Raw genomic sequence first — 21,142 nt, forward strand, 5'->3', positions numbered from 1 at the left:
TATGCCAGGTTACAAATCGCTGGTCACCGCTCTGCTCATCGCCGCCCTCGGCCTGCCCGCCCTGGCGCAGGAAACGCGCTCCTATACCGATGATTCCGGTCGCGTAGTCGATATCCCCGCCGACCCGCAGCGCATCGTATCGCTGCACGATGTCTCGCTTACCCTGCCCTTGCTCGAACTGGGCGTCATTCCGGTGGGGAGTCATGGGCGCACCACCGCCCAGGGCGAGCCGTTCATCCGCTCCAGCGCCGTCCTGACCGGCATCGACTTCAACAATTCGACCATCGAGTTCGTCGGTAACCTGCCCGCCGACGTGGAGGCAATCGCCGCGCTCGAACCCGACCTCATCCTCACGACGCCCTGGCAAACCGCGCCGGTCGATCAATTGGCGACGATCGCGCCGACCATCGTGCTCGACAGCGCCGTCCGCAACGAATTCGCCATGCATGACGTGCTGGCCGACATCACCGGCACCCAGGATCGCCTCGCCATTCTCAAGACCCGCTACGATGGCCAGATTGCCCAGATCAAGCGACTGATCGATACGGGCGACATCCGCGTCAACGTCATTCAGGGTGTGGACGGCCAACTCGCCGTCTGGCGCACTTATGGCGCTCTGGGCAAGGTGCTGCGCGATGCCGGCTTCACCTTCCCCGCACGAGTCGATGCCATCGAGGAGGGCCAGTTCGAGCGGCTGAGCGCCGAGGCGCTGCCGGAAATGGATGCCGATTTCATCTTCGTCACCTATCGCACCGACACGCTGGAGACGCCCGCCGACGCCATCGCCCATCTCGAAGCCGTCATGCCCGGCTTCTGCGACTTCCTCTTCGCCTGCCGCAACAACCAGATGATCCTCATTCCCCGCGAGGAAGCTTCGGCCGCCTCCTATTACGGGCTGGGCGCGCTGGCCTATATGACCATCTCGCATATTTCGGGCCGGAACTTCGAACGGAAAGCGGACTGAGAGGGCAATACCGCTCATCGCCCGAGCAGGCCGTTCTGAGTGCCGGCAATGTCATGTTCGGCGCCCTGCATTAGACTATGGTCTATGCCGTGGCGCTGGGCTATCTGCTGGGGCGGGCGCGGCGGATGGCTGTGACAAAAAATCCTGCCGATCCGGCCAAACAGATTTGAAACCGGTCTTCTCAAGAAGCCTCTCTAACCCTATACGTTTAGACGAGATTCTAAAACGAGGACCGGCCCCTGCCCCAGATATCGCCCGACCTTGCGCTGACCTTGCTCGCTGCGCTGCCCTTCCTGGCCTGCGCGCTGGTTCTTGCCCTTCCCGGCAGGGGAAACAAGGGCGCGGTATGGATTGCGGCGGTCGTGGCGGGCGTGCTCAGCCTGCTGTCTATCGGGCTTTTTCCTCTGGTGGCCGATGGCGGCGTCATCAGCACGCGCCTCGAATGGATCCCCCAGCTCGGCCTGAATATCGTGCTGCGCATGGATGGCTTTGCCTGGCTGTTCGCGGTGCTGATCACCGTGATCGGCTTCCTGGTGGTGCTCTACGCCCGCTATTACATGTCCCCCAAGGACCCGATCGCGCGCTTTTATTCGCTGCTGCTGGCCTTCATGGGCGCCATGCTGGGCCTGGTTCTGTCCGGCAACATCATCCAGCTTGCCGTCTATTGGGAGCTGACCAGCCTCGTTTCCTTCCTGCTCATCGGCTATTGGTATCACCGTGGCGATGCGCGCGACGGCGCTCGCATGGCGCTGATCATCACGGGCACGGGCGGCCTGGCGCTGTTCGTGGCCATGATGCTGGTCGGCCATATCGTGGGCAGCTACGAACTGGACGTCGTCCTGGCCTCCGGCCGCACCCTGGTCGAGAGCCCGCTTTATCCGCTGACGCTGATCCTCTTTCTGCTGGGCGCCTTCACCAAGAGCGCGCAATTCCCCTTCCAGTTCTGGTTGCCCAACGCCATGACCGCGCCGACGCCGGTTTCGGCGTATCTCCATTCGGCGACCATGGTGAAGGCCGGCGTCTTCCTGCTGGCCCGTTTCTGGCCGGTCATGTCCGACAGCGATCTGTGGTTCTGGATCGTCACTTATACGGGGCTCGCGACACTCATCTTCGGGGCCTATGCCGCGCTGTTCCAGCGCGATCTCAAGGGCCTCTTGGCCTATTCGACCATTTCCCATCTGGGGCTGATCACCACGCTCCTGGGCATGGGGTCGCCGCTCGCCGCCGTCGCGGCCATCTTCCACATCGCCAACCACGCCACGTTCAAGGCCTCGCTGTTCATGGCCGTGGGCATCATCGACCACGAGACCGGCACGCGCGACGTGCGCAAGCTCAGCGGCCTCATCAAGTTCATGCCGTTTACCGGCACCCTGGCCATCATCGCCAGCGCCGCCATGGCCGGCGTCCCGCTGCTCAACGGCTTCCTCTCCAAGGAAATGTTCTTCACCGAGACGGCGATTTACGATTCCAACGTCTTCATCAATCTCTCCCTGCCCGTCGGCGCCACCCTGGCGGGCATGCTGAGCGTCGCCTATTCCATCAAGTTCGTTCACGGCGTCTTTTTCGGGCCGCCGCCGACCGAGCTGGAAAAGGTGCCGCACGAACCGCCGGCGCTCATGCGCCGCCCCATCGAGTTTCTGGTTCTGGTCTGCCTGGCCGTCGGCATTATTCCCGGCATCACCATCGGCCCCTATCTCGCCGCCGCCGTGCATTCGGTCCTCGGCGCCGAAACGCCTTATTACAGCCTCTCGGTCTGGCATGGTTTCAACCTGCCGCTGATCATGAGCATCATCGCGCTGGTGGGCGGCGCCATCATCTACGTTCCCTATTACCGGCGCCTGCGGAACATCGACGGCGTGCCGCTGACCCGTGGCCTGCGCGGCCAGCGCATCTTCGAGCGCATCCTGGTGACCGCCACCAATCGCTGGGCGCGCCGCGTCGTCCAGGCCTTCGGCACCCAGCGCCTGCAGCCGCAAATCTTCACGGTCATCTTCCTCGCCTTCGCGGCGGGGATCGTGTCCGGCTGGGCGCGCATGGGCAATCTGCCCCTGCCGGAAAACTTCGATCCGGTTCTGGGACTCGTCTGGCTCCTGGGCGGCATCAGCGCCATGGCCGCAGCGCATCAGGCCAAGTTCCATCGCCTGGCCTCGCTGATCCTGATGGGCGGCGCCGGGCTTGCCACCTGCCTCACCTTCGCCTGGTTCTCCGCGCCCGACCTGGCGCTGACCCAGCTCCTGGCCGAAATCGCCACCACCGTGCTGATCCTGCTGGGCCTGCGCTGGCTGCCCAAGCGCACGCCGGTGGCCGAGGACCTCACCTGGGGCGTCAAGTTCCGCCGCTATCGCGATATCGGCCTGGCCGTGGTCGCGGGCCTGGCAACGGCGCTGGCCAGCTATGCCATCATGACCCGGGCCGCCCCCGACGGCATTTCCGACTTCTTCCTCGCCAATGCCTATAGCCAGGGCGGCGGCACCAATGTCGTCAATGTCATGCTGGTGGATTTCCGCGGTTTCGATACCCTGGGCGAGATCACGGTTCTCGGCGTCGTCGCGCTTGTCGTCTTCGGGTTGCTGCGCCGCTTCCGTCCGGCCGCCGACAGCGCCGAACGGCCGGAACAGCAGCGTGTGCTGGATGATTATGCGGCCGGCGCCGGCCAGCACGTGGCCGATGATTTCCTGCGCATTCCCGCCCTCATCATCAACTGGATGTTCCCCATCGTCATCGTGGCGGCCATCTACATGCTCCTGCGCGGACACGACCTGCCGGGCGGCGGCTTCATCGCCGGCATCGTCATGTCGCTGGCCTTCATCCTGCAATATCTCGCCGGCGGAACCCGCTGGGTGGAAGAGCGGCTGCGCATCCTGCCGGTTCTGTGGATCGGCTGGGGCCTGCTTCTCGCGCTGCTCACCGGCCTTGGCGCCATGTTGCTGGGCGCGCCGTTCCTGACCTCGGCCTTCGCCTATGCCGACATTCCGTTCATCGGCAAAGTGCCGATGGCCACGGCTCTGATCTTCGACCTTGGCGTATTCGCCCTCGTCGTCGGCGCGGTTGTTCTCATGCTCGTCGCCCTTGCCCACCAATCCATCCGCCGACCCAAGCCGGCCGGTTCGTCCAAACCCAAAGTGCGGGAGGGCCTCGACAAATGGAACTGACCCTGGCCCTCGCCATCGGCGTGCTTACAGCCTCGGGCGTCTACCTCGTCCTGCGCCCCCGCACCTTCCAGGTGATTATCGGTCTGTCCCTGATCTCCTATGCGGTCAATCTCTTCATCCTGGCCATGGGCCGGCTGCGCATGGATGCGGCGCCGATCCTGTCCGGCGCCAATGCCAATCCGGCCGACTATACCGATCCGGTGCCCCAGGCCCTGGTGTTGACCGCCATCGTCATCGGCTTCGCCATGACCGCCCTGTTCCTCGTCGTGTTGCTGGCCGCCCGTGGTCTCACCGGCAATGACCACGTCGACGGCAAGGGGAATTGAGATGACGGATATGAACCATCTCGCCATCCTGCCGATCCTGGTTCCGATGATCGCGGCCATCGCCAATCTGCTGCTCAGCGATCAGCGCAGCGACAAGCGCGTCGTCGGGCTCAATATCGGGTTCAGCGCCCTGCTGCTGCTCGTCTCGATCCTGCTCCTCGTGGCTTTGGCCCAGTCCGGCCAGACGGCTGCGGCGGTCTATCCTCTGGGCAATTGGCCCATTCCCTTCGGAATCGTGCTGGTCGCCGACAGGCTCGCCGCGATCATGGTGCTCACCACCTCGGTCCTGGCGCTGGCGGCGCTGATCTATGCCTCGGCGCGCTGGCATAGCCGGGCCCCCAATTTTTTCCCGCTCTTCCATGCCCTGACCATGGGGCTCAACGGCGCCTTCCTCACCGGCGACCTCTTCAACCTCTTCGTCTTTTTCGAATTGCTGCTGGCGGCCTCCTATGGCCTGGCGCTGTTCGGCGGGGGTCGCAACCGCGTCCGCTCGGCGATGCATTACATCGTCATCAACCTGGTGGCCTCGTTCCTGTTCCTCATCGGCGTGGCGCTGATCTACGGCACGACCGGGACGCTCAACATGGCCGATATCGCCCGGGCCGTGCCCCATATCGCGGCGGACGATCGGGGACTGTTCGAAGCCGGAGCGGCCGTGCTGGGCATCGCCTTCCTCATCAAGGCCGGCTCCTGGCCGCTGCATTTCTGGCTGCCCAATACCTATTCGGCCGCCGCCCCGCCGGTCGCGGCGCTCTTTGCCGTGATGACCAAGGTGGGCTTCTACGCCATCCTGCGCCTCTGGATGCTGGTCTTCGCCAATTTGTCCGGGCCGGAAGCCACGTTCGGGCAGACCACCCTGCTGGTCCTGGGCGTCGCCACTGTCGCCTATGGCAGCATCGGCGCCCTTTCCAGCAAGGCGCTCGACCGGCTGGCCAGCTATCTCATCCTGGTTTCCGCGGGCACGCTGCTGCTGGCCGTGGGCTATAATTCGCCCGGCGTCACCACGGGCGCGCTCTATTATTTCGTCGTCGCCACATTGGCGGCGGGGGCGCTGTTCCTGCTCAAGGACATCATCGATCAGATCCTGCCCGCCGAGGCGCAGGTTCTGGCCGTGTCCATGGAGCTCTATGGCGACGAAGAGGAAATCCTGGACGAGGACCAGGAAGTCAGCCGCACCATTCCCGCCGCGGCCACCCTTATCAGCCTCTGCTTCGCCATTGCCGCCCTGGTCATGGCCGGATTGCCGCCGCTCTCGGGTTTCATCGCCAAGTTCGCGATGATCTCGTCCGCCCTCAACGCCGACAATGCGCCCAATGTGGCCACCTGGTGGATCACCGGCGCGCTCATCGTCTCGGGATTGTTCGTGCTGGTCTCCATGGTCCGCAACGGCATCAACATCTTCTGGACCTCGCTCCCCGAGGATGGCGTGCTGCGCCTGCGTCCGCTCGAGATCGGCCCCATCGTGGTGCTGCTGGCGCTGTGCGTCGTCCTGGCCATCGCCGCGGGTCCCGCCATGGGCTTCTTTGCCGAGACCGCGGCTTTCATCCATGATCCCCAGGCCTATATCCAGATCGTCCTGCCGGCGGAGAGTGCCCTATGAAACGGCTCTTCCCCCATCCGCTGCTGGCGGTAATCCTGCTGATCCTCTGGCTCATCCTGCAGCAATCGGCCGGGCTGGGACATATCCTGCTGGGCGGCGTCATCGCCATTCTCGCCTCGCTGGCCGCCAGCCTCATCATCCCGGAACCGCTGATCGTGCGCCGGCCGCTCAAGGTGCTGCAGCTCATCGTCGTGGCGGGCCTGGATATCGTGCGCTCCAATATCGCGGTGATGCTGATCCTGTTCAGCCCCCGCCCCCAGCCCACGGCCGCCTTCATCGAAATGCCGCTGAAGCTGACCAATACGTTCGGCCTGGCGGTTCTGGCCTGCCTCATCACCGCGACCCCGGGCAGCGCCTGGCTGGAATATGACCGGGAGCGCAGCACGGTCCTGATCCACGTCTTCGACCTGGTCGATGCCGATGAATGGGTCGAGACCATCAAGAACCGCTACGAATCCCTGCTTATGGAGATTTTCCAATGAGTGTGGCCATTCTTCACTGGAGCCTGCTGGCGGCGCAATTCCTGCTCAGCATCGCCATGCTGGCGACGCTCTATCGCATGGTCATCGGCCCGCGCGCCCAGGACCGCATCCTGGCGCTGGACGCACTCTATGTCGTCGCGCTGCTGCTGCTCATCACGCTCGGCATCCGCACCAATTCCCAGGTCTATTTCGAGCTCGCCATGCTGATCGGCCTGCTCGGCTTCGTGGGCACGGTGGCCTTGGCCAAGTTCCTCATGCGCGGGGAGGTGATCGAATGATTGACGATCTGCCGCTCTGGCTGTCCATCCTGGTCTCGGTTCTGGTCGTCGGCGGCGCGCTGCTGACCATGGCGGGCTGTTTCGGCATGGTGCGGCTGCAGAATTTCTACCTGCGCATCCATGCTCCCACCATGGGCACCAGCATGGGCGGCGGGCTGATCCTGCTCGCCTCGGCCATCTATTTCACCATCACGCGCGACCGGCTGATCGTGCATGAGATGATCATCTTCCTCTTTGTGACGGTGACCACGCCGGTGACGCTCATGCTGCTGGCCCGCGCCACCCTGTTCCGCGACCGCATCGAAGGCAATGACGGCGTACCCAAGCGGATCAACGGCGACCAGCAATAGCGCGATTGTCTGGACCGGAACCCGCCGCCATGCCACGATTGGCAGCCGCCTCAGCCGGGACAAACAGATGACCACCGACGTCAAACCCCGATCCTTCGTGAGCGCCCGCATGGTGGCCGAAAAGGCGGGCGTCTCGCGCTCGGCCGTCTCGCGCACCTTCACCCATGGCGCCAGCGTGTCCGAAGAGACCCGGCGCAAGGTGCTCGATGCCGCCGGCGCCCTCGGCTACCACGTCAATCACCTGGCCCGGGGCCTGCGCGAGCGCAGCAATATCGTGTGCCTGGTCGTCGCCGACATGACCACGCCGATCCGCGCTGGCATGGTGGACGTGCTCACGCGCGAGCTCCAGGCCTCGGGCAAGATCACCATGGTCATCAATACAAGGGCCGATACGGAAAGCGTCTCCCAGGCCCTGCGGCAGACCCTCAATTATCGCGCCGACGCCACCGTGGTGCTCTCCGGCACGCCGCCCGCCACGCTGATCGAGACCTGCCTCGCCAATGGCCAGCAGGTGGTGCTGATCAACCGCGACGACAAGCTGGTGGGCAGCCATAATCTGGGCGTCGACAATGCCATGGCCGGCCGGGAGGCCTATTTCCTGCTCCGGCGCGCCGGCTGCCAGCGGCTGGGCCTCGTCACCTCCGATGCCGGCACGGCGAGCCTGGTGGAGCGCGAGCGCGTATTCGTCGATGCGGCGCGGGCCGACGGCATCGAGGTTGCCGTGTTCGAAACCGGCCCCACCGGCTATGCCTCCGGCTTCGAAGCCGGCCGCCGCGCCTTCGGCCGCTCCAGCAGTCCCGATGGCGTGTTCTGCGTCACCGACCTTTTGGCCCTGGGCTTCATGGATGCGGCCATGCACGAATTCGGCCTTCGCATCCCCGAGGATCTCTGCGTGGTCGGTTTCGACGATATAGAGCAGGCCGGGTGGCAATCCTACCGGCTCACCACCTTCGCCCAGCCGCTCAAGGACATGGCCGAACAGGTTATGGATTTGCTGCTCGATCCCGATTCCGCCGGTTCGGAGCGCATTCTCTTCGAACCCACCCCCCGCTGGCGCAAGTCCGTCCGCCCCGGCCCGGTTTAATTGCACATCGTTTTGCACACGTGCGCAACGGCATCACTGTCATAAAAGCGTTATTCACGCCCGCTATCAGCAAATCCGAATTTCTTGACCAATGCACTTGTGTGCATTCGAGAATGGGTGTTGTCTTGGCGAAGCGATAAGCACATCGCGGAGCGGCATACCCGACAGAGATTGGGAACCCCTTCCGCCTATCGCTGCACATAGGGAGGAGGCCCATGAGGCGGGCGAACCGGTGCCGATCCGGCTCGCCAGGCGGTCAGACCGCGCGCTGCCTCCGCAATCGGCTGTGAAGCGCCGTGGCTCCGGTCACGTAATGGGAGAATTGAGATATGAAACGCCGCACTTTCATGATGTCCGCCGCCGGTGCTGCCGCCGGCATGGCCATCCTGCCCCGCATGTCCTTCGCCGCCGAAGGCGTCATCGACTGGTACACCAGCTCGGACAGCAATATCCTCGACTTCTGGACCAATATCGTGAAGCCGGCCTTCGAAGCCGCCCATCCAGGGGTCACGATCAATCTGGTCGATGCGGGCGACGGCGCTGGCATCATCGCCATCAGCGAACGCGCCATGGCCGCCAAGCAGACCAATACCGATCCGCAGGCCGATTTCTTCGAATCCGCCGATCCGCTGCTGCCGGCCGGCGCCATCGAGGCCGGCATTTTCGTCAACATCAAGGAAGCCGGGCTTTCCAACTATTCCAAGCTCAATCCGGCCGGCATCCAGTCCGATTATTCCCTGCCCTATCGCGGCAGCCAGGTGCTGCTCGCCTATGACACGACCAAGCTCGATCCGGCCGATGCGCCCAAGAGCTGGGACGATCTGGTCACCTGGATCAAGGCCAATCCCGGCCAGTTCGTCTATAATCGTCCCGACAAGGGCGGCTCGGGCGGCAATTTCGTGCGCCGCGCCATCCACCAGGCCAATGGGCTCGATCCGTCCATGTTCACGGTCGACAACTATACCCAGGAATTCGGCGACGAGACCCTGGGCAAGGCCTGGGAACTGCTCAAGGATATTGCCCCCTCGCTCTATGACAATGGCGCCTATTCCTCGGGCAACACCCAGTCCATCCAGCTGCTCTCACAGGGCGTGGTGACCATGGTTCCGGTCTGGTCGGACCAGGTGCTCCAGGCTATCGACCAGGGCGTTCTGCCCGACACGACCGGCCTCGTGCAATTGCAGGATCTGGCGCTGGTCGGCGGGTTCACCCGCTCGGTCGTGCTCGAAACCGGCACCAATCGCGACGCAGCCCTGCAGCTCGCCGATTTCATGCTCTCCGAGGAAATCCAGAGCGCCATCCTGACCGAACTCGGCGGTTTCCCCGGCGTGTCCTGGGATCACATCGATCCCGAACTGCGCGAACGCTTCGCCGATATCGTGCCGCAATCCATTCCCACCTTCCCCGGTGGTGCATGGGAAGCCGCCATCAATGATGGCTGGTATCGCAACGTCGCTCCCAACGTCGACCGCAACTCGTGACCGAGCTGGCCGAGGGGGAAGCACGCCCCCTTATCGAAAAGACCGGCAGCAGGAGGCCCACTGGCCTCCTGCTCGTCGCCGTGCCTGTCCTGCTGATGGCCTGGTTGATCATCTGGCCGATCTTCAACGCCTTCGCGCGCACTGTCTGGCGGCCCGATGCCGATGGCGATTACGGGTTCAACCTGTCGAGCTATGTCTTTTTCTTTTCCGATCAGTACAGCATCAACAATCTGACCATTACGCTGTGGACCACGGGCATGTGCGCCCTCCTGCTGCTGGTCATCTGCCTGCCGATCGCCATCTATCTGCGCTTTTCCCATGGCCGCCTGCCCGCCTATGTGCAGGCCTTGGCCATCTTCCCGATGTTCGTGCCCTCGATCATCCTGGCCTATGCCTTCATCCGCGTGCTGGGCCCGAACGGCATGGTCGATATCCTGCTCAATTCCGTCGGACTGCCGAAAATCCGCACGCCCTACCTGACCCCCTGGGGGCCGGTGATCGGCCTGGTCTGGGATAATATCCCGCTCACCGTGCTGATCCTGCTCGCCGGTCTCGGCAGCGTCTCCAACCAGGCGATCGAAGCGGCGCGCGATGTCGGCGCCAGGCGGCTGCAGGTCTTCTGGTACATCATCCTGCCGCGCATCTCCAATTCGGTGCTGGTGGCCATTTCCTTCGCCGTTCTCGGCATCTTTTCGTCCTTCACCCTGCCCTATCTCCTGGGCCCGGCTTCGCCGGAAATGATGGGCCCGTTCATGAACCGCACCTTCCGCGAGGTGAACGACCCGCTCAATGCCATCACGCAGGCGGTCATCACCTTCTGTTTCTGCATCGCCTTCGGGCTGTTCTATGTGCGCTCCGTCGCGCGCAACCAGGGGAAGTGACATGAGCACACTCGCTCCCTCCCGCCCCCGCACGGACTGGACCGGCATCGTCTTTGCCGCCCTGCTGTCCGCCGCGATCGTCTTCCCGCTTCTGGTGGTGGGCACCTGGGCCTTCACCGAAGTCTGGCGCTACCCCAATGTCATCCCGCAGCAATTCGGCCTGCGCTTCTGGGGGCAGACCCTGGGCCGGCCGGATGTCTGGGGCTCGCTGATGCTCAGCCTGCAATTGTCCACCGTGGTCACCCTGCTCTCGGCGGCCATCTGCCTGCCGGCCGCCTATGCCTTCGCCCGCATGGACTTTCCGGGACGAACCTTCCTGTTTTTCTCCTTCCTGGCCGGGCATGCCTTCCCCAAATTCGGCCTGCTCATCGCCATTGCCGCCATTTTCCTCCAGCTCAATCTCATCGGCACCTTCTGGGGCGTGGTGCTGATCCAGCTCGTGGGCACGCTCCTGTTCATGATCTGGATTCCGGTGGCCGCCTTTCAGTCGGTGGATCGCCGCATGGAGGAGGCCGCACGCGATGTCGGGGCCGGTCCCTTCCGCGTCTTCTGGTCGGTCACCCTGCCCCAGGCCGGCCCGACCATTGCCGCCGCCGTGCTGCTCAGCTTCGTCGGCACCTTCTACGAAACCGAAGGCGCCTGGCTCATCGGCGCGCCGGGTATCCGCACCATGCCGGTGCTGATGATCTCCTTCATCAACAACCAGATGGTCATCCAGTTCGGCGCCGTGCTCTCGGTCATGCTCTGGGTCCCCTCCTTCATCGCCCTCATGTTCGCCCGCCGCGTCATCGGCGGCGGCGCCTTCGCCCGGGGGTTCGGGGCGTGATGGGACACCAGATCATCGGCTCCTGCACCACCTCTCCCTTTGGGGGAGAGGTCGGATTGCGCAGCAAGCCGGGTGAGGGGGCCTTCCCCCTGCCCCCTGTTCCATACTGCACCAGACCATCGACAAGGCCCCCTCACCCGGCGCGTTGCGCCGACCTCTCCCCCAAGGGAGAGGTGAAGGAAGGCACCAGGAACTAAAAATGTCCGTACTCAACATCAAAGACGTCACCAAGGTTTTCTCCAACGGCAATGTGCTGGCCGTCGACACCTTCTCCCTCGATGTGGCCGATGGCGAACTGGTCTGCCTGCTGGGGCCGTCCGGTTCCGGCAAGTCCACGCTGCTGCGCATGGTGGGCGGTTTCGAGCGTCCCAGCTCCGGCCTCATCACCATCGATGGCGAGGACATCACCCATCTGCCGCCCGAGAAGCGTCCCACGGGCATGGTGTTCCAGAGCCACGCGCTCTGGACGCATATGAATGTGTTCAAGAACCTCGCCTTCGGGCTCAAGCTTCGCCGCCTGCCGTCCGCTGAAATCCGGGAGAAGGTCGAGGCCGTGCTCGAACTGGTCGGATTGGCCGGTTATGGCAATCGGCATGTCGGCCAGCTTTCCGGCGGCCAGCAGCAGCGCGTGGCCCTGGCCCGGTCGCTGGTGCTCGAACCCAAGATCCTGCTGCTGGACGAGCCCTTTGCCAGCCTCGACCAGCACCTGCGCGAAAGGCTGCGCGAAGAAGTCCGCGACATCCAGCAGCGCCTCAAGATCACCACGCTCTTCGTCACCCACGGCCAGGACGAGGCGCTGTCCATGGCCGACCGCATCGTGGTCATGCGCGATGGCCGCACCGAGCAGATCGACCGCCCGGACGTGGTCTATCGCAAGCCCCAGACGCCTTTCGTGGCCGGCTTCATCGGCACGATGAACCTGATCGAGGGTCATGTGCAGAGCGGCCGCTTCAACCATGACGGATTCTCGGTGGCCCTGCCGGTCGCCGACGGTCCGGCCATTCTGGCGGTGCGCCCCGAGGCGCTCGATCTCGAAGCGGCCGAGCCGGGACAAGGCAAGGTGCATCGCGTCACCGATTACGGCAGCCATGGCCTGGTCGATCTCGACCTGCCGGACGGGTTGCGGGTCAAGGCCATGGTGTCCCATCCAGACCTGTTCCGCCCGGGCCAGGGCGTCATCCTGAAACCCAGGGCCATCGCCGCCTATCGCGACGATGCGCTGATCCACCAGAGCGCCGCATGAGCGATCCCCTCCATATCGGCCGCGGCGGCCACCGCACCTGGCTCAAATGGCATCGCGGCCGCCGCAAGGCCTCCGATCCGGTCTTCACGGCCAAGCGCATTCTCGAAGCCATGCGGCTCGGGGCCAGCGTCGAGGTCGACCTGGTCATCCATGCCGACCATGGCTGCGCCGTGCTCCACGACAAGAGCCTTGACCGCGAAACCACCGGCTCGGGTCTTGTGCGGGATGCCAGTGCCGAGACGCTGCGCCGGCTCCACCTGCGCGGCAATGATGGCACGCCCCTGCCCGACCGGGTCTTGCTGCTCGACGACCTCTGCGATCTCCTGGCCAAAAACCCGCCACATCCCGACGCGCTGTTGCAGCTCGACTTCAAGGAAGACCTGGCCGCGCTCGATCCGCTGACGGTCGAAAACTTCGCCTTTGCCGTATCGTCACTCACCAATAGCCTTATCCTCTCCGGTGGGGCTTTCGACGCTATCAGTCTGTTAGCGAATTCCGCCCCTGGGCTCATGATTGGCTACGATCCCTGCTATGGCGCCTCCCTCGACCGCCTGAAGGCCACGGGCGATCATATGTCCTTCATCAAGGGGGCCTTGGACACCGCGCCGGCCGCCGGGATCATCTATCTGCATCACGACATCATCCTTGCAGCCGACCAGGCCGGTTTCGACATGATCGGAGCGGTCCATGATGGCGGCCGCAAGGTCGATGCATGGACCATAGGCAACGCTAATCCCACGACAATTCCCAAGGTCACCCGGCTGCTCGAGCTGAAGGTGGACCAGATAACAACCGACGATCCGGAGGGGCTGGCAGCGGCCTTCGACCAATGACAGACCTCGACAAAATCCTCGCCGACATGGTTACCGCAGCACGCGATGCAGGCGCACTGACCCTTTCTCACTTCAAGCGTTTTCGCGATCTCGAGATCGGGGTCAAAGGCCCCGGCGACTTCGTTTCCGACGCCGACCGGGAATCCGAGCAGATGATCCGCAAACATCTGCTCACCCGCTATCCCGGCTGGAGCCTGACCGGCGAGGAATTCCCGCCGGTGGACGGCGAAAATCAGGACTATCGTTTCCTCGTCGATCCTATCGACGGCACCACTAACTTCTTGAACGGCCAGCACTATACCATCACCATCGCCCTGCTGCGCGGCCGCGAAACGCTGTGCGGGCTGGTCTATAATCCGGTCAGCGACGAGATGTTCACCGCCGTTTTGGGCGGCGGAGCCTATCTCAATGGCGAGCGGCTGCAGGTCAGCCGCAGCACCGACATTGCGATGATGTGCGTCGGCACCGGCCTGCCCACGCCAAATCTGTCTTTGTATCCAGGCGCTTACGCGCGGCTCGACGCCATCCGCGCCCCGATCGGGGCGGTGCGCATCGTAGGGAGCGCGGCCAATTCCTGCGCCTATGTCGCCTGCGGCAGGCTGACGGGCTATTTCGAGGAAACCGGCTTCGTCGACACGGCGGCCGGCCTGCTCATGGTGACGGAGGCCGGTGGCGTGGTGACCGATTGGTGGGGCCGCGGTCCCGATCATTACGAGGCCACCGGCGCCATGATCGTCGCCAATGCGGCTACGCATGCCTATCTCCTTGAAAAGTTGAAGGATGTGCCGCCCAAAAATCCCTAGATGCTGAAATCATTTCCCTCCGCCCCGGCCTGGCTCTAGGATTGCGGGCGGGGATGGAAGCATGCGGATTCTGCTGGTCGAAGATAACGAGGACCTCGGCGAGGCGATAGAAAAGCGCCTGCGCAGCGCGGGGCATTCGGTGGAATGGGTCAAGGACGGCGCGCAGGTCGTGCCGGCCGCCGAGGGCGATCAGTTTGACGCCGTGGCTTTGGACCTGATGCTGCCCAATCGCGATGGCATTGGCCTGATCGCGGAATTGCGGAAGCGCAAGTTCAACGCGCCCATCATGGTCATCACCGCGCGCTCGGAAATCGACGACAAGGTCAGCCTGCTCGATCTCGGCGCGGACGATTACCTGGTAAAACCCTTCGATCTCAGGGAGTTGGAGGCGCGATTGCGCGCCTTGCTGCGCCGGACAGGCGGCCAGGCCTCCAGCACGATCAGCGTCGGCAATCTCGAACTCGATCTTGCGGCGCTGAACGCGTCGGTGGGCGGCAAGGCGCTGGAGCTCGGCCGGCGCGAATTCCGGCTGCTGGAAATTCTCGTCACCCATGTCGGCAAGGTCGTGGCCAAGGAGCGGCTGATGAACCAGCTCTTCAATTTCGACGAGGCCGTCTCCATCAATGCCCTGGAACTCCACATTTCCCGGCTGCGCAAGAAACTGGATGGCGCCAATGTCGAGATCGGCACGGTGCGTGGCGTCGGCTATCTGATGCGGGTGGCCGAATAGGTGGCGGGTTCGAGGCGGAAATCCTTTTCGCTCCGCCGCCGCATTTTCGCGCTGGCGATCGCGCTCCTGGTGCTGGCCGCCCTGGTGCTGATCGTCTTCATCCGCGACTATGCCGAGCGGGCTGCCGACCGCGCCTTCGATCGGCTGCTGGCCGCCTCGGCGCTGACCATTGCGGGCGCCGTGCAGGTCGAGAGCGATGCCGTGGTGGTGGAAATCCCCTTTGCGGCCTTCGCCATGTTTTCCGGGCAGGACCGCGTGTTCTACGCCGTCGAGGACCCCGATGCGCGCACGGTCACCGGCTATAAGGACCTGGCCGCGCAGATGCCCGAAACCGTCTCGGCCGAACCGCATTTCACCGACATGGTCTATCGGGACGAAACCGTGCGCGTGGTGAGCGTGGGCCGGTTGATCTCGACGCCGAGCGATACGGGCTGGGTCACCATCCACGTGGCCGAAACGCAGAACCAGCGGGAGGCGCTCTCCGCCGAAATCCTCTCCAATGCCGTGCTGCCCGTCATCGCGCTGACGCTGCTGGCCATCGGTCTGGTCTGGTTCGGCATTTCGCGGATGTTCGCGCCGCTGACCGAGCTGGAACATGAATTGCGCGCCCGCTCGCCCGACGACCTCTCGGCCATTACCGTGCCGGTTCCGGCGGAGGTCGAGCACCTGGTTTCGGCGCTCAACGCCTTCATGGCGCGCCTGCGCAATGCCATGGAGCGGGTGAGCGGGCTGGTGGCCGAGGCGGCCCATGAAGTCCGCACCCCGCTGGCCTCGCTGCGCGCCCAGGCGGAAGTGGCCATGGACGAACAGGATCCCGAAGCCCTGCGACGGCGGGTCGGGCGCATCCATACCGGCGCGGTGCAGGCCAGCCAATTGGTCAGCCAATTGCTCATGGAAGCGACTGTCTCGCATCGCCTGGAAAACCAGGAAAACGAGACCACGACCCTGGAAGCGGTGATCGACGAGGTCCGCCAGCGGCTCGATCCGGAGCAGGCAAGGCGCCTGCATATCGCGCTGAGTCCGGAAGCGGCCGGCGCGCCGCTGAGGGGTGACCGGGTCGCCCTGCGGGAGATGATGCGCAATGTCGTCGACAACGCCCTGGTCTATTCGCCGGGCCAGGTGGACATTGGCGGGCAGATGGCGGGGGAACATGTCCTGATCGAAGTGGCCGATCGGGGGCCGGGCATCGAGAATACGGAGAAATCCATGGTGCTGGAGCGGTTCAAGCGCGGCAGGAACAGCAATGGCACGGCCGGTTCCGGCCTGGGCCTTTCCATCGTTTCGCGCGTGGTGGCCGCGCATCGGGGGCGGCTGGACCTGAGGGACCGGGAGGGCGGCGGATTGGTGGTCGCCATATCCCTGCCCCTGCCCCGACGCGGCAATCCCGTCCTGGGCCTTGCCGCGCCGCTCCTGCTTGCCGGCGCGCTGCTCATGCCGGCCGGCCCGACGGAGGCGGCGACCGCGACCTATCCGGCGCCGGACGGCTCGCAGGACCGGGTGCTCAATATTTTCGGGACAACCGACACGCCGCTTTTCGATTATTTCATCGAGGCCTTCCAGCGGCAGCGGCCCGATATCGGCATCATCTACGAGGAATGGGATTCCCGGCCTCTCTACGAGGGATTCCTGGCGGGCGACCTCGATACCCCGCCGGACCTGCTGATCAGCTCGGCATCGGACCTGCAGTTGAAGCTGGCCAATGACGGTCACGCGCTCTCCCATGACAGCCCGTTTCTCGATGCGCTGCCGGACTGGGCGCATTGGCGCAACGAAGTGTTCGGGTTCACCTTCGAGCCGGCGGTGATCATCTACAATCCGCGCCAATTGACTCCCGCCGAGGTGCCGCGCACGCATCTGACGCTGGCCGAATTGCTGGAGACCCAGACGGAGCGGTTTCGCGGCAAGATCGCCACCTATGACATCGCGCTGTCCGGCGTCGGTTATCTGCTCGCCGCGCAGGACCAGACGATCTCGTCCACATTCTGGCGTTTGACCAATGCGTTCGGCCGGGTGAATGCGCAATTTTCCGGCTCCAGCCCCGCCATCCTCAACGGCGTTGCCGATGGCAGCCTGGCGCTGGGCTATAATGTGCTGGGGTCCTATGCCTTTGCGCGGCAGGCGGAAGGCGCCGATATCGAAATCGTCGTTCCGGACGATTACGTGCTGGTGCTGACCCGATCCATGCTGATCCCGCGCAATGCGCCGGACGCGGAGCTGGCGCGGGCTTTCGTGGATTTTGCCCTGTCCCCGGCCGGCCAGGCCGTGGCTGCCGGCCCCACGGCTTTGGGCTCGGTCGTGCCCGACGGCGATGGTGACTGGACCAGCGAGGCTATTTCCGCGCGCGGGCGCGGGGTGATCCAGCCCATTCCGCTCGGACCGAGCCTGCTGGTTGCCCTCGACACGCTGAGGCGGCAACGGTTTCTCGATACCTGGCAGGAAATCGTCTCCCCAAAACCCTGACCATCGCAGGATATCATGGGCCTATGCCCGGGGGAGAAGATTTACGCCCAGCGCATGGCTGGGCTGAACAAAGCGCCTCTACCGCACCGGCCTTGTCGAGACCATCTAGGGAGCATGGAAGCGACCCGGATGATCCGGGTCCCCAAGGAAGGATTGAACCATGAGCTCCCTGCGCAAGAACAAGTTCTTTGCGACCCTCGACACTTTCGCCACCGTGTTCGGCAGTGCTGCCGCTGTGTCGGCGGCTGTCGATGCCGGCCGGGCGCCCAAGGCCAAGCACCTTGAGACCCTGGGTATCGACCCGGTCGCATTCCGCAACATCGGCAAGATCTGACGAGCCCCGCTCGCGGCGCTGGCCACGGCCCCTCCCTCCGGAGCCCGGCGCCCGTCCTGCCGGTATGACAAGCCCGGATGCCAGTCCCTCCCTGGCATCCGGGCTTTTGTTTTCAGTCCTCGTCGGTCGCCAATTGGCCGAGTAGCTTGCCCTGCCCGCGCATGCGCAGGATGAAGGGCAGCCCGACCGCGACAATGGCCACGGCATAGAGCACGAGCGAAATCGGCGAATGGAACAGGATGGCCGGATCGCCCTGGCTGATGGCGAGGGCACGACGGAGCTGCTGTTCGGCCATGGGTCCCAGGATCAGCCCGACCACGACCGGGGCGATGGGATAGCCGAAGCGGCGCAGGACATAGCCGAGCACGCCGAAGGCCAGCAGCAAGACCAGTTCGAACGAGATGCGCACCGGGCCGATGCCCATGGACATGGCGCCGTTGGCCCCAAGCGTGCCGAGCGTGGCGAAGACCAGAATGCCGCCATAAAGCCAGGGCTTGGGAATGGTGAGCAGCTTCACCCACAGGCCGATCAGCGGCAGGTTGAGCACCAGCAGCATGAAATTGGCGACCAGGAGGCTGGCGATCAGCGCCCAGACCAGGTTGGCATTGTTGGCAAAGAGCAAGGGGCCGGGCTGCAGGCCGAATTGCTGGAAGCCCGCCAGCATGATCGCCGCCGTTGCCGTGGTCGGCAGGCCCAGCGTCAGCAAGGGCACGAGCGTGCCCGCCGCCGAGGCATTGTTGGCCGCCTCGGGACCGGCGACGCCTTCGATGGCGCCATGGCCGAATTCCTCGGGCTTCTTGGCGAAGCTCTTTTCGGCGCTGTAGGAGAGGAAGCTGGCGACATCGGCGCCGCCCGCCGGCATGGCGCCGATGGGGAAACCGATAAAGGTGCCGCGCAGCCAGGAGGCCCAGCTCCGCTTCCAATCCTCGATGGTCATCCAGACCGAGCCCTTGACCGCCATGACCTGGGCGGCGACCTGGTCGCGATCCGAAGCGGTCTTGAGCGTTTCGCCGATGGCGAAGAGCGCCACCGCCAGGGTGGTGACCTCGATGCCGTCGAGCAGGTCCATGATGCCGAAGGCCAGGCGCGTCTGCCCCGATTGCAGATCGATGCCGATCAGGCCCAGGCCAAGGCCGATAAAGAGCGCAGTGAGCCCGCGCAGGGCGCTGTCGCCGAAGGCGGCCGAGACGGTGACGAAGGCCAGGACCATGAGCGCGAAATAATCCGCGGGCCCGAAGGAGAGGGCGAAGCGGACCACGAAGGGCGCGATGAAGGCCAGGCCGAGCGTGGCGATGAGCCCGGCCACGAAGGACCCGATGGCGGCCGTGGCCAGGGCGGGACCGCCCCTGCCCTTGCGGGCCATCTTGTTGCCCTCGAGCGCGGTGACGATGGAGGCGCTCTCGCCCGGCGTATTGAGCAGGATCGACGTGGTCGAGCCGCCATACATGCCGCCATAATAGATGCCCGCGAACATGATCAGCGAGCCGGCGGGGTCGAGCTTGTAGGTGACAGGCAGGAGCAGGGCCACGGTCAGCGCCGGGCCGATGCCCGGCAGCACGCCGACGGCGGTGCCCAGGGTGACGCCGATCAGCGCATAGACCAGGTTCTGCCATTGCAGGGCGGCGACGAGGCCATTGGCGAGAAGTTCGAATGTGCTCATCAGAAGGCGCTCCCGGTGGTCAGAAGGCGCTCGAGCACGCCGGTCGGCAGGGAAAGCTGCAGCCCCTTGGCGAAGATGAACCAGACGATGAAGGCGAAGACCACGCCGATCGGAATGGTTTTCCAGAGCGGTCCACGCCCGAACGCCTTGGCCGTAAAGGCGAAGAGCACGCCGGTGGCAATCGAGAAACCGGCAGTGGAGAGGAGCAGGATTTGTCCGACAAGGCCGCCGACAACCCAGAAGATGGGCCGGTAATCATCCTTGCTGCGCGCGGGAAAGCCGTTCCGCAGGGCCGATATGATTGTGCCGCCCGCCAGCAGCAGCAGCCCGGAGGCGACCACATAGGGGAAGACGGTCGGACCCATGCGCTGCTGGACCGGAGGTACGCGCATCTGGCTGGTCTGCCAGAAAATGACCAGGGCGATGCCGGCAAGGATGGCCGCGATAACAAGCGCCGCCCCGTCGGGGCGGCGCTGCGGGCTGGAAGAGCCTGTCGTCATTGAACGAGGCCGATTTCTTTCAGGATCGTCTCGGTGGCGTCGATATCGGCCTGCAATTGGGCATCGAAAGCATCGCCGTCGAGATAGGTGTCGACCCAACCCTTGGTTTCCAGCGCGGTCTGCCAGCTCGCAGACTCGGCCATGGCCTTGATATCGGCGGTGATGGCGGCCTTCTGCTCATCGGTGATGCCGGGCGCAGCGGCGACCATGCGCCAGTTCTGCACCGCCACGTCGACGCCGGCCTCCGTCAGGGTCGGCGCATCGAAGCCGGGAACGCGGCTATCGGTGGACACGGCCAGAAGGCGCAGCTCGCCCGCCTCGATCTGCGAGGCGAATTCGCTGATGCCGGAAATACCTACGGTCACCTGGCCGCCGAGAATGGCCGCGAGGGCTTCGCCACCGCCCGAATAGGCGATGTAATTGACCTGGGTGGGATCGACGCCGATGGCCTTGGCCACGAGGCCCGCCGTGATGTGATCGACGCCACCGGCCGAACCGCCGGCCCAGGAGACCGCGCCGGTATTTTCCTTGAGCTTGGCCACCAGATCATCGACCGACTGGATATCGGAGGCGGCGGGGACCACGATGCCCACGGCCTCGCCGGTCAGGCGGGCGATGGGAGTGACATTGTCCAGGGTGACGGGCGAGGCATTGGTCAGGATGGCGCCGACCATGACATAGCCGCCGACGATCAGGGCATTGGGATTGCCGTTTTCCTGCGTGGCGAACTGGGCGAGACCGATCGTGCCACCGGCGCCGGGCACATTGGTCACCTGCACATTGCCGGAAATTCCCTCGGCAGTGAGGGCTTCCTGCATGGTGCGGGCGGTCTGGTCCCAGCCGCCGCCCGGACCGGCCGGCGCGAGGATGGTGTAATCCGCGGCAAGAGCGGGCATGGAAAGAGCGCCGGCAGCCAGCGCGGCGAGAAGCAGCTTGTTCATAGTTCCTCCCAGAAACAAGGCGAACGGCGTTGCGTTCGTGGAGGCCAGATTAGGCATGCTCCCTGTCACCGTCCTGTCACGAGGACCTTGTTTGCCGATGTGACGCCTTTCCCTTGCCGGGGCGGGTTCAAAGAGCCTTCCGCAGCGCTCGCGCGTGCCGAAGTGCCGGCCGGTATAAAAACCTCCGGGTTTGCTTAGTCGATGGAAGCCCCGA

At 64.6% G+C, this 21,142-nt stretch carries 20 protein-coding genes; 17 read left to right on the plus strand and 3 right to left on the minus strand.

Going from position 1 to position 21,142, the window contains the following annotated elements:
* The first annotated feature begins 1 nt into the window (after position 1).
* The 17 genes from A3840_RS15715 to A3840_RS19760 all read left to right on the plus strand — a co-directional run bounded on the left by A3840_RS15715 (position 2) and on the right by A3840_RS19760 (position 17,827).
* Complete coding sequence (locus A3840_RS15715; protein WP_067458919.1) at positions 2-964, plus strand: ABC transporter substrate-binding protein; 963 nt, start codon at positions 2-4, stop codon at positions 962-964.
* 266 nt (positions 965-1,230) lie between these two features.
* Positions 1,231-4,116: a monovalent cation/H+ antiporter subunit A gene (locus A3840_RS15720; RefSeq protein ID WP_082903952.1), complete on the plus strand. Its 2,886-nt coding sequence runs from the start codon at positions 1,231-1,233 to the stop codon at positions 4,114-4,116.
* Positions 4,107-4,442 (plus strand): Na+/H+ antiporter subunit C, encoded by a 336-nt coding sequence (locus tag A3840_RS15725; RefSeq protein WP_067458925.1) that lies wholly within the window; start codon positions 4,107-4,109, stop codon positions 4,440-4,442. Before A3840_RS15720 ends, A3840_RS15725 begins: the two co-directional genes overlap by 10 nt.
* Position 4,443: 1 nt before the next feature.
* Positions 4,444-6,042: a monovalent cation/H+ antiporter subunit D gene (locus A3840_RS15730; protein WP_342669904.1), complete on the plus strand. Its 1,599-nt coding sequence runs from the start codon at positions 4,444-4,446 to the stop codon at positions 6,040-6,042.
* Positions 6,039-6,524 (plus strand): Na+/H+ antiporter subunit E, encoded by a 486-nt coding sequence (locus tag A3840_RS15735; protein ID WP_067458928.1) that lies wholly within the window; start codon positions 6,039-6,041, stop codon positions 6,522-6,524. Before A3840_RS15730 ends, A3840_RS15735 begins: the two co-directional genes overlap by 4 nt.
* Positions 6,521-6,802, plus strand: a complete 282-nt coding sequence (locus A3840_RS15740; RefSeq protein WP_067458931.1) for a K+/H+ antiporter subunit F — start codon at positions 6,521-6,523, stop codon at positions 6,800-6,802. Before A3840_RS15735 ends, A3840_RS15740 begins: the two co-directional genes overlap by 4 nt.
* On the plus strand, positions 6,799-7,152 hold the full coding sequence (mnhG, locus tag A3840_RS15745) for a monovalent cation/H(+) antiporter subunit G (protein WP_067458934.1): 354 nt from the start codon (positions 6,799-6,801) through the stop codon (positions 7,150-7,152). Before A3840_RS15740 ends, mnhG begins: the two co-directional genes overlap by 4 nt.
* 67 nt (positions 7,153-7,219) lie before the next feature.
* Positions 7,220-8,236, plus strand: coding sequence for a LacI family DNA-binding transcriptional regulator (locus A3840_RS15750; protein WP_067458937.1), 1,017 nt, complete (start codon positions 7,220-7,222; stop codon positions 8,234-8,236).
* A 329-nt stretch (positions 8,237-8,565) separates the two neighbouring features.
* Positions 8,566-9,717: an extracellular solute-binding protein gene (locus tag A3840_RS15755; RefSeq protein ID WP_067458940.1), complete on the plus strand. Its 1,152-nt coding sequence runs from the start codon at positions 8,566-8,568 to the stop codon at positions 9,715-9,717.
* Positions 9,714-10,598 (plus strand): ABC transporter permease, encoded by an 885-nt coding sequence (locus A3840_RS15760; protein WP_082903953.1) that lies wholly within the window; start codon positions 9,714-9,716, stop codon positions 10,596-10,598. Before A3840_RS15755 ends, A3840_RS15760 begins: the two co-directional genes overlap by 4 nt.
* Before the next feature lies 1 nt (position 10,599).
* A complete protein-coding gene (locus A3840_RS15765) occupies positions 10,600-11,424 on the plus strand; it encodes an ABC transporter permease (protein ID WP_067458944.1) in 825 nt (274 codons plus the stop codon).
* Between the two features lie 199 nt (positions 11,425-11,623).
* Positions 11,624-12,667 (plus strand): ABC transporter ATP-binding protein, encoded by a 1,044-nt coding sequence (locus A3840_RS15770; RefSeq protein WP_067458948.1) that lies wholly within the window; start codon positions 11,624-11,626, stop codon positions 12,665-12,667.
* Positions 12,664-13,500, plus strand: a complete 837-nt coding sequence (locus A3840_RS15775; protein WP_067458951.1) for a glycerophosphodiester phosphodiesterase — start codon at positions 12,664-12,666, stop codon at positions 13,498-13,500. The genes A3840_RS15770 and A3840_RS15775 overlap by 4 nt, the downstream gene beginning before the upstream one ends.
* Positions 13,497-14,303, plus strand: a complete 807-nt coding sequence (locus A3840_RS15780; RefSeq protein ID WP_067458954.1) for an inositol monophosphatase family protein — start codon at positions 13,497-13,499, stop codon at positions 14,301-14,303. The genes A3840_RS15775 and A3840_RS15780 overlap by 4 nt, the downstream gene beginning before the upstream one ends.
* 61 nt (positions 14,304-14,364) lie before the next feature.
* Positions 14,365-15,033, plus strand: coding sequence for a response regulator transcription factor (locus tag A3840_RS15785; RefSeq protein ID WP_067458957.1), 669 nt, complete (start codon positions 14,365-14,367; stop codon positions 15,031-15,033).
* Positions 15,034-17,493 carry a sensor histidine kinase gene (locus tag A3840_RS15790; RefSeq protein WP_067458958.1) on the plus strand — a complete coding sequence of 820 codons (2,460 nt, stop codon included), beginning with the start codon at positions 15,034-15,036 and terminating at the stop codon, positions 17,491-17,493.
* Positions 17,494-17,653: 160 nt separating this feature from the next.
* Positions 17,654-17,827 carry a hypothetical protein gene (locus A3840_RS19760; protein ID WP_165603197.1) on the plus strand — a complete coding sequence of 58 codons (174 nt, stop codon included), beginning with the start codon at positions 17,654-17,656 and terminating at the stop codon, positions 17,825-17,827.
* A gap of 112 nt (positions 17,828-17,939) precedes the next feature.
* Here the strand turns inward: A3840_RS19760 and A3840_RS15795 are convergent, their stop codons facing one another.
* Genes A3840_RS15795 through A3840_RS15805 form a run of 3 tightly spaced genes read right to left on the minus strand, consistent with a single transcriptional unit; the run spans position 17,940 to position 20,928 of the window.
* Entirely contained in the window at positions 17,940-19,487 is a 1,548-nt protein-coding gene (locus A3840_RS15795; protein WP_067458962.1) for a tripartite tricarboxylate transporter permease, read from the minus strand.
* Positions 19,487-19,987 carry a tripartite tricarboxylate transporter TctB family protein gene (locus A3840_RS15800; protein WP_067458965.1) on the minus strand — a complete coding sequence of 167 codons (501 nt, stop codon included), beginning with the start codon at positions 19,985-19,987 and terminating at the stop codon, positions 19,487-19,489. Before A3840_RS15800 ends, A3840_RS15795 begins: the two co-directional genes overlap by 1 nt.
* Positions 19,984-20,928, minus strand: coding sequence for a Bug family tripartite tricarboxylate transporter substrate binding protein (locus A3840_RS15805; protein ID WP_067458968.1), 945 nt, complete (start codon positions 20,926-20,928; stop codon positions 19,984-19,986). Before A3840_RS15805 ends, A3840_RS15800 begins: the two co-directional genes overlap by 4 nt.
* Positions 20,929-21,142 lie beyond the last annotated feature (214 nt).

Source organism: Devosia elaeis (assembly GCF_001650025.1).
GTDB lineage: Bacteria > Pseudomonadota > Alphaproteobacteria > Rhizobiales > Devosiaceae > Devosia > Devosia elaeis.

What these genes read in the sequence shown, in the direction of transcription:
- A3840_RS15725 (WP_067458925.1), top strand. Translation starts at nt 4,107, where the DNA reads ATGGAACTGACCCTGGCCCTCGCCATCGGCGTGCTTACAGCCTCGGGC.
- mnhG (WP_067458934.1), top strand. Translation starts at nt 6,799, where the DNA reads ATGATTGACGATCTGCCGCTCTGGCTGTCCATCCTGGTCTCGGTTCTG.
- A3840_RS15805 (WP_067458968.1), bottom strand. Translation starts at nt 20,928, where the DNA reads ATGAACAAGCTGCTTCTCGCCGCGCTGGCTGCCGGCGCTCTTTCCATG.
- A3840_RS15735 (WP_067458928.1), top strand. Translation starts at nt 6,039, where the DNA reads ATGAAACGGCTCTTCCCCCATCCGCTGCTGGCGGTAATCCTGCTGATC.
- A3840_RS15730 (WP_342669904.1), top strand. Translation starts at nt 4,444, where the DNA reads ATGACGGATATGAACCATCTCGCCATCCTGCCGATCCTGGTTCCGATG.
- A3840_RS15755 (WP_067458940.1), top strand. Translation starts at nt 8,566, where the DNA reads ATGAAACGCCGCACTTTCATGATGTCCGCCGCCGGTGCTGCCGCCGGC.
- A3840_RS15770 (WP_067458948.1), top strand. Translation starts at nt 11,624, where the DNA reads ATGTCCGTACTCAACATCAAAGACGTCACCAAGGTTTTCTCCAACGGC.
- A3840_RS19760 (WP_165603197.1), top strand. Translation starts at nt 17,654, where the DNA reads ATGAGCTCCCTGCGCAAGAACAAGTTCTTTGCGACCCTCGACACTTTC.
- A3840_RS15765 (WP_067458944.1), top strand. Translation starts at nt 10,600, where the DNA reads ATGAGCACACTCGCTCCCTCCCGCCCCCGCACGGACTGGACCGGCATC.
- A3840_RS15715 (WP_067458919.1), top strand. Translation starts at nt 2, where the DNA reads ATGCCAGGTTACAAATCGCTGGTCACCGCTCTGCTCATCGCCGCCCTC.
- A3840_RS15750 (WP_067458937.1), top strand. Translation starts at nt 7,220, where the DNA reads ATGACCACCGACGTCAAACCCCGATCCTTCGTGAGCGCCCGCATGGTG.
- A3840_RS15785 (WP_067458957.1), top strand. Translation starts at nt 14,365, where the DNA reads ATGCGGATTCTGCTGGTCGAAGATAACGAGGACCTCGGCGAGGCGATA.
- A3840_RS15775 (WP_067458951.1), top strand. Translation starts at nt 12,664, where the DNA reads ATGAGCGATCCCCTCCATATCGGCCGCGGCGGCCACCGCACCTGGCTC.
- A3840_RS15800 (WP_067458965.1), bottom strand. Translation starts at nt 19,987, where the DNA reads ATGACGACAGGCTCTTCCAGCCCGCAGCGCCGCCCCGACGGGGCGGCG.
- A3840_RS15795 (WP_067458962.1), bottom strand. Translation starts at nt 19,487, where the DNA reads ATGAGCACATTCGAACTTCTCGCCAATGGCCTCGTCGCCGCCCTGCAA.
- A3840_RS15780 (WP_067458954.1), top strand. Translation starts at nt 13,497, where the DNA reads ATGACAGACCTCGACAAAATCCTCGCCGACATGGTTACCGCAGCACGC.
- A3840_RS15740 (WP_067458931.1), top strand. Translation starts at nt 6,521, where the DNA reads ATGAGTGTGGCCATTCTTCACTGGAGCCTGCTGGCGGCGCAATTCCTG.